At 61.3% G+C, this 13,043-nt stretch carries 4 protein-coding genes; all 4 read left to right on the top strand.

Annotation, left to right across the window (positions count from 1 at the left end):
* The first annotated feature begins 13 nt into the window (after positions 1–13).
* The 4 genes from CKA38_RS03650 to CKA38_RS03635 all read left to right on the top strand — a co-directional run bounded on the left by CKA38_RS03650 (position 14) and on the right by CKA38_RS03635 (position 12,981).
* A complete protein-coding gene (locus tag CKA38_RS03650) occupies positions 14–415 on the top strand; it encodes a hypothetical protein (protein WP_236919139.1) in 402 nt (133 codons plus the stop codon).
* A gap of 54 nt (positions 416–469) precedes the next feature.
* On the top strand, positions 470–1,948 hold the full coding sequence (locus tag CKA38_RS03645) for a DUF11 domain-containing protein (protein ID WP_108824273.1): 1,479 nt from the start codon (positions 470–472) through the stop codon (positions 1,946–1,948).
* Between the two features lie 19 nt (positions 1,949–1,967).
* Positions 1,968–3,794: a M12 family metallo-peptidase gene (locus CKA38_RS03640; protein WP_152032655.1), complete on the top strand. Its 1,827-nt coding sequence runs from the start codon at positions 1,968–1,970 to the stop codon at positions 3,792–3,794.
* A 220-nt stretch (positions 3,795–4,014) separates the two neighbouring features.
* Positions 4,015–12,981 (top strand): hypothetical protein, encoded by an 8,967-nt coding sequence (locus CKA38_RS03635; protein ID WP_152032654.1) that lies wholly within the window; start codon positions 4,015–4,017, stop codon positions 12,979–12,981.
* Positions 12,982–13,043: the final 62 nt, after the last annotated feature.

Below are 13,043 nucleotides of genomic sequence, written 5' to 3'. Positions count from 1 at the left end.
ATATATGCTTACATTGGCTACACAGTCCGTTTCCGCCCTGCCGGTGGAACCTTGGGTCATCGACGCCGTTGTTGCGATCATCGCTCTTTTGATCGCCGTCGCCGCCGTTTGGCTGCAATGGTCCCATTTCAAAAAAACCCACCCGATCAGCCCCCAGCAGGGCAACCGCACCCGAGCGCCCTTTGGCATGAACACGCCGTATAATCGCTGGAAGAGCCTCTATTGGCGGGAAGTGCGGGCCACCTTCGTCCTCGCTCTCATATCGCTGTTCATGGTGGGTTTTATCGTGGCATTCCGCAGGGAGGTGACAGTGGCCTCCATTGCGGCGATCATATTTTGGATCGGCATGTTTTTTTATAACCTCTGGGTTGCCCAATGGTATGCGTGGCGCATTCATAACAAACGCCGTCGATAATCGACAATTTGTGTCGCCCTTCGGCCCTCCATCCATTTCATCGAAAAAATCACAATGACTACAAAACTCCGCTCCATTTTCCCGATCCTCGCGGTTCTTTTTGCGCTTGTTGCGCCGATGCGCGCTGATGTTGCCCAGCCATCGTATCCACGTCCGCCCGAGCCCGAGACCGCTCCGTCCCGCTTCGGCTCCGATCTCTACACGGTGGACAAGATACTCGTCGAATCCACAAGCGTCGTGGGCGAGATGGCGCGCTATCGCATCCGTGTCGAGGCGCTCGGCGACATCGAGCAGATTCGCGTCCTTGAAAATCTTCCCGCCGGTCTCGAATACGTCAGCGCCGAGCCCGCGCCCGCCGAAACCAAGGGCGGATCCTACATGTGGACATGGCCCAACATGACCCGCGGCACTTCGCAGGACATCGTTATCACCGTGCGCCCGACGCAAGGTGGTTGGTTTGTGACCAATACGAAGGTCGCCGTCGTCCCCACGCTCGGACTCCCCATCTTCGCGGGCACTCCGAAACTCGAGCTCACCAAGACTGGCCCCACGCAGGCCGAGCTCGGCGACGACATCAACTTCCGTCTCACCGTTTCCAACGTCGGCAACGCGCCCGCGCGCGACGTCATCGTCAGCGATACGCTGCCCGCCGGCCTCTACGGCCCCGATCGCAGCAGTAATGTCGTGACGCACAGGGTCGGCACCCTCGCTGCCGGTGAAACCCGCATCATCGACGTCCCCGTGAAAGCCGGCATCAAGGGCGAGTGGGACAATCGCGCCAACGCCTACTCGACGCACCATGTGCAGGCCAACGCCGTCGCGCATGTTTCCATCGTCGAATCCAAGGTCTCCATCACTAAGACCGGCCCTGACCGAGCGTTCGTTTTTTCGACGGGCGGCTATGCCATCAAGCTCACCAACGAGGGCGACACCGTCCTTGAAAACATCCAGCTCACCGACGAAATCCCCGAGGGCGCGCGTTATATCGGCTCCTCCTATGGCGGCGCTGTCAGTGGCAACCATGTGTCCTGGACCATCGACCGCCTCGCTCCCGGAGAGAGCACGATTCGCGAAGTTCAGATCTCCGCGCAACGCCCCGCCACACTGACCGCGGTCGCCAGCGCGAAACTCGCCACGGGACGCACCGCGCACGCCTCCGCGACCACCGAGTGGGAAGGCGCGCCCGGCGTGCTCACCGAGATCGTGGACGATGTTGACCCGGTCAAGACCGGCACCCGCGTCACCTACAGCATCAAGATCACCAACCAGAGCCCCATGCGCGAACTCACCAGCGACGCCGTGTTTACGCTTGCGCCCAACATGAGCGTGGTCGAGGTCACGAAGAACATGCGCGCCGAGGTTTCCGGTCGCACCATCACGATCAAAAACATAAGCCTGAAGGCGCGCGGCTCGGTTTCCTTCAAGATCGTCGCGAAGGCGGACGAACCCGGCATCGGCGGCATCCGCTTCGAGTTCGGCAGCGGCCTGCTCCCGCGTCCCGTGGTCAAGGAAGAATCGACTTACGTGTATTGATAGCCCCGTGCTTCCGCCTGTGAAAAACAAAACCAGACAACGATTGGCAGCTGGCGTCGTGATGGCGCTGTGCATTGCTAGTGCCCTCTGCATACTATGGCAGGCCGGAAAACAGGCAATGCCGATAACGCCTTCGCAGTCGCTGGTCGATGCGAAGGCCGACGAGCGAATGATGTCATTGTCCGCTGCCGCCAGCCTGTCACGGATTTATGACGATGGCGTGTCCGGACAAAATAGGGACGCCGAACAACATTCCTCCCAGCCGCCGTCGATGTTCGATGACGCTGTCATGGTTGATGTGCGCGAAATCCTTCCCAATCTATCACAGCCCGTGACCAAGTGGAGCGATTACACGCCGGAATTGCTGACGCTCGCTTTTCCCGGCGGGCGCACAGTTGATTACGCCATGACTTCCGTGCGCGAGGAGCATGGGCGCACCATTTGGAGTGGACGTTCCGATGCCAATGACGCCTCGGCGTTTCTCGTTACTGTGGCGACAGCGGACACTTGGTATGTTGAAACAACCGATCCCCATACGGGCAATAATGTCATTTATTACGCAACCGGGGCATCCGTGCGCAGCCTTGTCAGGGAACCCACGCGCGGGGCGTGCGATGTTGTCGTTTCGGGCGCGGCGACATCGCACGTGGCGGACACTCAATCGCAACCGGAAGCGCATGTGTTGGCAAATGAGTCGGAGTCAGTTGTTGCCGCTGCGTCTACGCGCAATGTGGATGTGGTTTTTTTCTATGATCAAACAGCGTTTGCCCGTTCTGGCAGCAATGCGGAAACGATCAAGTCGCAGGCAATAACCCAGATCGCCCGTAGCAATAAGATACTTGAAAACAGTGGCGTGGATGCATTTCGGTGGAATTTTGCGGGAGTTTATCAAATTCCTGCCTATGATTCCGATGAAGATCCCGACCCCATGGGCGCGCTTTCAGCCATGTCGAATCAGCAGGGGACGGTGGGCTCCTATGTCTATCGCAGGGCTCAATACCACGGTGCCGACCAGATGCTCTTGTATTTTGGGAAAAGGGATTCCACCTATGCCGGGATGGCCCAGATAGACGGGCGCTATTCGGTTGTTTATTATGGCGCGGATTATCAAACGCTGACGCACGAACTGGCTCACAACTTTGGTTGTCGCCACGACAGGGATGAGTCCGCCACAAGCGCCACCGACGATGATGGAAACTATCATTATGGACACCTTTTCGAGGCACCCCTTTACACGAGTGGCACGGTGGGCACGGTGATGTCTTACGCAAACGTGTATCAGGGCTCCATGCGAGAGGATTATTTCAGCAATCCCTCGGTCGAGTTTCATGGTGTTCCGACGGGTGTGCCCGCAGGCGAGCCAAGGGCCGCGGACAATGCCCGGGTTCTTCGCGAGCAAGCGGCGACTATGGCAAGTTATGGATCGGTTCCCGGCAAGCCCCCCTTTATTGTGACCCATCCGAGGTCGGGGCATTACCAAGTTACCAGTGCAATAACATTGAGAGTAAGGACGGATATTGACCAAGTGTTTTACCAATGGCGAAAGGATGGCAGGGATATTAAGGACGCCACAAACGCTGAGTATAAGATTGATTGCGCTCAAGAACCGCATGCGGGCCGCTATACCGTGCATGTTTCCAACATCAAAGGATCCATGACAAGCAACGAGGCCGTGATCGGCGTCGGCGGTAACAACGGCTGGGGCTGGGGTTACGGCACGGGCGAGTCTGATTTGGGTGGCGATGATGTTTCCGGCGGCGGCGGCGCGCCCGGGCTGTATTATTTTTCGGCACTCCTCATGCTTGCGCTCTTCCGTCGCGCATTCGCGCGCGGATCGCGGAAATAGGGCGGGGGCGGGCGATTTGCCCGGCATGGATGGTTCCGGATGTCGGTATTATGTCTATTTCCTTGGTTTCCTTATTCTTATCGACACTCGTTCAGGATATCCCCTCTCCTTCATGAAATTGGTTTTCATTTTCTTAAAATAGATAATTGCCAATGGATTTTTCCTATAATATGAGCCGTGGTAATTGTATTTTTACCGATATTTTATTCGTTTCATGAACATGCTAAATCACGTTAAACCACACCAACTGGTTCGCAGCCGTGCGCGAGGCCTCCTTGCGCTTTGCCTGTCTGCGGCACTCGCGACCCTTGCCGTGCAACTGTCGGCGGCTGAGTATTCCATCGTCAGTGGAACCACCAACTATGATGCCACCCCCTCCGGCACGCATATCCTGAGTTCCGGCTCTGCCACCGGGGTGTCCGGGACGGCTGCCATAAGGATTTCGACTGACGGCGTGGAGTTGCAAATCGGCTCAGGCGCCCTTGCGGATGGATTGTCCAACTATGCGGTGAATTCTTCCGCCAGCAGTTTGATAAACAGCGCCGGGTTGATCCGGGGAGAGGGCGGCATTTCGTTTGCCGTCGGCGGCACGGTGCTCAATTCCGGCACGATTATCGGTAATAGCATCAGCTCTTCCAGCGCCGTCTATGGCCAGACCAGCATCCGCGTCGATAACAATGCGGGTGGTGTGATTCAAAGCGCTAACAGGGCCGTGTGGCTCAATGGCGGTGGCACGGTGCGCAATGTCGGCGCCATTACCAGCACTGGCAGCGTTGGCATCCTGTCCAATAACATCAACACCCTGATCGACAATGCTTCGGCTGGTGTCATCACCGGCGGCACCTACGGCGTGAGTCTCGTGAATGGCGGCATTGTCACCAACGTCGGCACGATCCGCGCCACCGACGCCGGTGGTGCCGGCGTTTATTCCAACAACGCCGCCACGCGCGTTAGCAACATTTCTGGAGGCCTTATCTCGGGCGGCGAAATCGGCGTGAGTCTCGAAGCCGGTGGCACGGTGAACAATGCCGGCACCATCACCGGCATCGGAGCCAACAGCATGGGCGTTTACTCCGGCAGCGCCAACACTCTTATGAACAATGCCACCGGCGGCTTGATTTCGGGTGGCGACTCGGGCGTCGTGCTTCGTTCGGGCGGCACCGTCGCCAATGCCGGCACCATTTCCGGCACCAACAACTACGCGGTGCGCGTCAACGGTGGCGCGGCGGTGGTCACCAACAACGCAGGCGCCACGATTGACGGCGGTGTTTACGCCGGCGGTGCCACGACGCTGCGCAACGACGGCGCGATCACCGGCAACCGTGGCGTTTACCTCGAAATCAATTCCACGCTTACCGGCACGGGCAGCATCAATGTCACCGGCACGGCGCTGACCCTGGCGAACGGTTATGTTTACACCAACACCCTTGCGCCCGTTGGCAGCCTCGTCGGCATTTCCTTCGTCGGCACTGGCTCGCTCGGCAATTCCGGCACCATCATCGGCACGGCTGACACCGGCGTGGAGGCGAAAAACGGTGTGATCACCGTCACCAACGAGTCCGGCGCCCTCATCACCGGCGGCACCCACGGCATCAATCTCGTCCAAGGCGGCACCGTCACCAACTCCGGCTCGATCAAGGGCGGCAATATGGGAGCGGGAATCACCTCCAACAACAAAGCCACGCTCGTTACGAACAACGCGGGCGGTTACCTTGGCGGTGGCGCCGGCATCAGACTGAACGCAGGTGGCACGGTCGCGAACGCGGGCACGATCGCCGGCGTCGGCACCACGTCTGGAATTCAGTCCGGCAACAATGCCACGCTCGTGAGCAACACCACTGGCGGCTCGATCTCCGGTAACACCGCTGTCTGGCTGTATGCCGGCGGCACGGTCGAGAACTCCGGCAGGATTACCGGCAATAGCACTTATGGACTTGCTTCCGACAGAAACGCCACACTGGTGACCAACAACGCCGGCGGCCTGATTCAGGGTGCTAACACCGGTGTCAGGTTGAACGGCGGCGGCACGGTTGCGAATTCCGGCACGATCACTGGTGGCAGTAATAATGGAGTCTATTCCGCCAGCAACGCCACTCTCATCACGAACAACGCGGGCGGCTATATCACCGGCAACAACGCCGTCAGTCTGACTGCCGGCGGCACGGTTGTGAACTCCGGCTCAATCACCGGCGGCACCGCTGGGGCCAATTATGGCGTCTATTCCAACAACAACGTCACGCTCATCACGAACAACGCGGGCGGCTCCATCACCGCCGGCACCGGCGTCAGTCTTGCCAAGGGCGGCACCGTGGCCAATTCCGGCACGATCATCGGCAGTCATTCATCCAGCGGTCGCGGCATTTCAGCGGACGTCGGCGTTACGGTTGTCGAAAATACCACCGCGGACAGCCTTGTCCAAGGTGGCAATATCGGCGTGTATATGTCCGGCGGCACGGTGACCAATAGCGGCACGATCGTCGGTATTAACAATACCGGCATTGAGACTCACGGCTCCGCCACGATCATCAACAGCGCCATCGTCCAAGGCGGCCAGACCGGCGTGGCTATGTTCAGCGGCGGCACGGTGACCAACAGCGGCACGATCACCGGCACGTCCGGCCACGGCATCAATGCCGTCGCCTCCGCCGACATCACCAACAACGCCCTGATCGAGGGCGGCGCCACGGGGATCTCACTCGGCGCTGGCGGCACCATTGCCAACTCCGGCACGATCATCGGCACGACCGGCCACGGCATCAATGCGACCGGCAACATCGCCGACATCACCAACAACGCCCTGATCGAGGGCGGCGCCGCGGGAATCACACTCGGCGCTGGCGGCACGGTGCACAACACGAACAACTCAATCATCCGGGGCACTGCGGCCGACAGCCACGGCATCCATGCGACAGGCAGCCCGGTCGACATCCGCAACGACCAATACGCCACCATTACCGGCGGAACCACGGGCGTCACGCTCGAGGCCGGCGGCACGGTCACCAACTTCGGCACCATCGAGGGCCTCGACACGGCCAACGGCATCGGTGTTTACGGCGGCGTCGGCGGCGAAACCGTCGTCAATAACGCCGCGGTCGAAAGCCTCATCACCGGCGGTTACGCCGGCGTGCACCTCGCCGGCGACGGCGAGGTGGCGAACTCCGGCACGATCCTCGGCACGAACGCCGCCACGAGCTACGGCGTGCATGTCGACGGCAGCACCGTTACCATCACCAACGAATCCCGCGGCCTCATTCAGGGCGAGACAGCCGGCGCGCAATTCAACGGCGGCAACGTGATCAACCACGGCCTCATCCAGGGTAATGAAGCCGGCATACATACCACCGGAGTCGACCTCGCAAACAACGGCACGATCATTGGCACCGGGGCCGACAGCATAGGCATCCATGCCACCGGCGGCGCGGTCACGGGCACCAATCTCACTGGCGGCCTCATTCAAGGCGACCAATACGGAATCAAGACGGACAACTCCGGATCGATCGATCTTGCCAACGACGGCACGATCATCGGCATCGACACGAGCGCCACGAATGAATCCACCGGCATCTATTCCGACGGCAGGGCGGATCTCGCCAACCGCGGCCTCATCCAAGGCACCGGCACGGGAGTGTATCTCGGCATGAGCTCCGATGGCAGCGAAATCACCAACTCCGGCACGATCATCGGCGTGGACGGCGTGGGCCTCCATGCCGAGCACCGTGTGGATATCACCAACAACACCGGCGGTCTCATCAAGGGCGGCGTGGATGGCGTGGTCCTTGCCGATATGGGCATGGTTGGGCGGGACAGCACAGTCAGCAACTCCGGCACCATTGAAGGTTTCAACGGCGCCGCCATTTATATCGAGCAAGACGGAGTCGTGGTCGACAACCTCGCCGGCGGCTTCATTCGGGGCTATAACGGCATATTGGCGAAAGACTCCGCCAGTATCTCAACCCTCGTCAACAATGCCGCAGGCGGCTGGATTTACGGGGATTGGTATGGCGTCTCGCTGCAAAGCGGCACCGTCATCAATGCCGGGCAAATTGACGGCGACACCGGCGTGCAGCTCATGCAAGGCGGCACGGTTGTCAACAGCGGCACGATCTATGGCGGCACCTACGGCATTGATGCCGTCGGCGAGGCCTGGGTTGAAAACACTGGCGGGCTCATCTACGGCAACACCGCTGTGAATCTCGCGGCGGGCGGCACAGTCACGAATAGCGGCACAATCAACGGCGGCAACTTCGGCATCGAAGCTGGCTCAGAGACTGTGGTCGAAAACACAACCGCTGGCAGCCTCATTCAGGGCGGTGACATCGCCGTGTGGCTCAAGCAAGGTGGCACAGTCACCAACAGTGGCACAATCCTTGGTGCCACCGTCGGCATTCAGGCCGATAATACCGCCACGATCACCAACAATTCCGGCGGTTACATCAACGGCGACATCGGCGTGCAACTCAAGCAAGGCGGCACGGTCACAAACAGTGGCACGATCCTTGGCGATAGCGACAGCGGCATCTACGCCGACGCCGGCATCACCGTGGTGGAAAACACCGGCGGCCAAATCCAGGGCGGCATGAACGGCGTGTGGCTGGGCGGCGGCGGCAAGGTGCGCAACACCGGCACGATTCTCGGCACGAGCGACTACGGCATTTATTCCGACACCGATGCGGAAGTTGAAAACACCGGCGGTTATGTGCAGGGCGGCCAGACCGGCGTGCACATTGAAGGCTCGAGCACGATCACCAACACCGGCACGATCATCGGCGGGAGCACCGCCGGCATTTATTCGAAAGACCTCGCGGAAATCGCCAATAACGGCGGTTATGTCGAGGGCGGCAACTCCGGCATATTGCTTTCCGGCGGCGGCATGGTGACGAACAGCGGCACAATCATTGGCACATCGCAAATCGGCGTCATTGCCACCCAGACCGCGCTGGTGGAAAACACGACCGCGACCAGTCTCATTCAAGGCGGCCAGATCGGCGTGACTTTGGCCGGTGGTGGCACGGTGACGAACAGCGGCGCGATCATCGGCGACTCGCAAATCGGCGTCATTGCCATCCAGACCGCGCTGGTGGAAAACACGGCAGCCACCAGCCTTATCCAGGGCGGCAACATCGGCGTGCAGCTTTCCGGCGGCGGAACCGTCACCAACAGCGGCACGATCATCGGCACGTCACAAACCGGCGTCACCGCCGTCGCCCTCGCCGTGGTTGAAAATACCGGCGGTTATGTGCAAGGCGGGATCACCGGCGTGGAACTTTCCGGCGGCGGCACGGTGACGAACACCGGCACGATCATCGGCCTTGGCAACGACGGCGTAAAGATCGACACGGTTTCCGGCATGGTGACGAACAGCGGCCTCATCGAAGGCGTCAATAACGCAGTGGAACTTGTTTACGGCGGCACGGTGCAAAACACCGGCACGCTCAATGGCAACTACGGCGTTTCCGCAAACAACAGCTTTGCGGTGGTGGAAAATGCCGCCGGTGCGCTCATCAACGCGACAAGCTTTGCGGTATCCCTGTCAAGTGGCGGCACGGTTGCGAACAGCGGCACGATCATCAGCGCAAACAGCATAGGCATCGTCGCCAGCGACCTCGCCACGATCACCAATGAATCCACCGGCCTGATCCAAGGCACCACCGGAATCGCCCTTAGCAAGGGCGGCACCATCATGAATTCCGGCACAATCGCCGGCGCGGCCACCGGTGTGAGCTCCATCGGCACTACCGCCGTCACGCTTACGAACACGACCGGCGGTGTGATCAGCGGCGGCAACTATGCGGTCAACCTCAACGCCGACGCGGCGAACGAAGTGAACCTGTGGAACAGCAGCACGCTGGCGGGCAACCTGCGGATCGCGGGCGCCTCCTCGCTACTGACGCTCAACGGCGACGCGGGCACGGAGCAACTCTACTCGAACGCGGTGACCGGCAACACGGACTTTACCGGCACGCTCGTCAAGCAAGGGGCGGGCACGTGGACACTCGACAAGAGCTTCACCCTGAACATGGCGCAGCAAATGACGACGGTGGACGCCGGCAAGCTCGTCGTTGACTGGGACCAATACCAGCTCAACGGCTCGAATGTGAACATTGAGGCCGACGCCATCCTCGAAGTGCGCACGGCCAACACGAGCGGCACGACGACGCTCGTCAACCCGCTCACCGGCGACGGCCTGCTCGACCTGATCGGCACGGCGACCGTCAACGCGCCCGACGTCACCTTCGCGCTCGACCCCGCGATGGGCACGGCCTTCAGCGGCACGGTCGGCGTGGGCAGCGCCTACGGCCACAAGACGGTCTTCGACCTCGCCACCTCGGAACCCGCGCTCACAAACGCGACGCTCAAACTCAACGCCAACAGCGAAACCACGCTCGACGCCAACCGCATCATCGGCGGGCTCGACCTTGCCGGCGGCACCCTCCTCGCCAAGACCGACACGACCGCCGCGGGCCTGCCGCCCTACCGGCTCGACGTGGACAACCTCATGAGCAGCGCGGGCGGAAGCAAGATCGGCGTGGACACCGAAACACTCTCGGGCATCAACCCGCCGCTGCCCCCCGGCGACGGACTCAACCAAAACGTCTTCGACATGGACGTGATCCCTCCCGACACGCTGCTCTCCGGCACCATCGTGCACGGCGCAACCAGCAGCATTTACGATGGCGCGACCTTCGACATGGTTGACAGCGACGGCAACGCATTGCCTTCCGGCACCAGCACGATCAGCTTCGGCCAGAACGGCCTCAATCCGGTTGGCGTGAACAGCTACGGCTACAACGCCATCCACAAAGCCGACGGCAGCGGCGGCGGCGACATCGTGCTCAACTACGGCTTGATCTCGATCGAGTCGGTGCACGCCACCGAAATGATCATCCTCGACCCGACCGGCTCGCTGGACAAGACACTCAGCGCGAAACTCACCGGCGCGGGCGCGGGCTTCGAATTCCGCGGCGCCGAGGCGATCACCCTCGCGCACACCGGCAACGACTACACCGGCTCGACGTTCATCAACGAGTCGGCCTGGATTATCGGCGGCGTCACGGACGTGATCGCGAGCAGCACGAAGGTGACCCTCGCGACCGTCGACACCGGCTTCGACCTCGGCGGCAACAACCAACGCCTGCAAAACCTCAACGGCCTGGGCAACATCCGCCTCGGAGACAAAACGCTCACCGTGGCGAACACCGAAACCGGCCTTGAACTCTCCGGAGAGATCGACGGCACCGGCAACGTGACCCTCACCGACGACAGCGAGTGGACGCTTACCGGCGAAAACACCTACACCGGCGTGACCACGATCGGCACCGGCGCGCAATTGCAACTCGGCAGCGGCGGGCTCTCCGGCATGATCGACGACGCCAGCGCTGTGGCCAACTCCGGCACGCTCACGATCAACCGTGCCGACGACCTCGTTTACGGCGGCACCGTGACCGGCGCCGGCGTGTTCATCCAGCGTGGCGACGGCACGACCCACCTCACCGGCGCGAACAAAATCGACGGCGGCCTCGTCGTTGAAAACGGCGAACTGGTGATCGGCGGCACTGCCAGCGGCGGCGACACCACTGGCTGGTATTCCTCCACCATCGCGGCCAACGCCCGTGTGGACGACGGTGCTTGGCTCAGCTTCAACCGCAGTGACGAAGTCATCTACGACGGCGTGATCAGCGGCTCGGGCAACGTGGTGACCTATGGCAGCGGCACGCTCGCAATCCAAAAAGTGCAAGACTACGAAGGCGTGACCATCGTGGCTCAAAGCACGCTGCGCACCGGCACCACCAACGCGATCAGCAAAAGTGACGTCGTGTTTCTCCTCGACGGCACGCTGGACCTGAACAACAACAACCAGCGCATCAAAAACCTCTACGGCGACAACGGCGTGATCCGCTACAGCACGAACAACGGCACGGCGACGGCCTACACCAACCTCACGGTTGCGGGCGAGCTCGACGGCACGACAACGCATTACATGAACGTGGACCTCGTTGGCAAAAAGAGCGACACGCTCACGGTGGCCGGCCTGGCGAGCGGCACGCACTACGTTTACTTCGACCCGACCACCGACCCCTCGCTGCTCAGCGACCCGCAGCGCAAATACGCGCTCGAAGTCGTCAAGCTCGGAGTCGGCAGCACCGCGGAGTTTGACTCCGACGGAGTGGAGTCGGGCATGCACACCTACAAACTCTACAAAGGCGACGGCGGGCTGATCATGCCCAACGGCGACTCGTATTACCTGACCGGCGGCGACGCGCTCAGCCGCGCGGCCGACGCGATCCTGCTGACCGCCGGAGTGATGGGTGCGGACTGGCACTACGGGCTGGACAACGTGCACAAGCGCCTCGGAGAAATCCGGGTGAACCTGCCGACCTCGAGCGGCAACGTGTGGGCGCGAGTGAACAACTACCGGCTCAACGGCGCGCCGGACCTCGCGGGCAGCAGCTTTGAGCAGGACAGCTACGGAATCACGGCGGGCGGCGACATGATCTTCCGCCGCGAAAAGGCGATGCTCGTTGCGGGAGCGTTCTTCGGCATGAGCCGCTCGGAGCGCACCTTCGACGACTCGCGCAACCAGTATGGCGACGGAGACACCAACACGCTCGGCCTGGGCCTCTACGGCCTGTGGCTCTACGACAACGCCTGGTTCGTGGACGCGACGCTGCGAGTCGGCCGCTCGACCAACGAACTCAACGCGCGCGGAGTGGACGGCTTCATCTCGCGCGGCAAATACACGAACCACGTGCAAAGCATCTCGGTGGAGGCCGGCCGGCGCTTCATGAACGGGATCTACTGGGTGGAACCCTCCGCGCAAGTGGCGGTGGCCTGGATAAACGGGGCGGACTACACCGTGTCGAACGGAGTGAGCCGGGATCTCGAAGTGCGCATCAGCGACTCGGACGCGTGGCAATACCGCGGGCAAGTGCGCACAGGGGCGGACTACGGCCGGTGGCAGCCCTACGTGAAAGTGGCGATGGTGAAAACCGACAGCCACGGAGGCAAAGTCCATGTGGAAGGCCGCAGCTACCAGCCCTGGTTCGACGGCTGGCGGTTTGAGACCGGAGCGGGCGTGGGCTACCTGATCGACGCGCGCAGCCAGGTGTATTTTGACTATGAATACAACAAGGCCTCGGACTACGAGCGCCCCTGGTCGCTGACGCTCGGCTACCGCCGGGCCTGGTAATCAAGGTATCAAGCCGAGATTAACCCAAGGGCGCGTTCCAAACAACGCGCCCTTTGTTGTGC

Source organism: Ereboglobus luteus (genome assembly GCF_003096195.1).
GTDB classification, from domain to species: Bacteria; Verrucomicrobiota; Verrucomicrobiia; order Opitutales; family Opitutaceae; genus Ereboglobus; species Ereboglobus luteus.
This window is presented reverse-complemented; position numbering and strand designations above follow the sequence as displayed.

Coding starts and splice junctions, on each gene's coding strand:
- CKA38_RS03645 (WP_108824273.1), top strand. CDS start 470: ATGACTACAAAACTCCGCTCCATTTTCCCGATCCTCGCGGTTCTTTTT.
- CKA38_RS03635 (WP_152032654.1), top strand. CDS start 4,015: ATGCTAAATCACGTTAAACCACACCAACTGGTTCGCAGCCGTGCGCGA.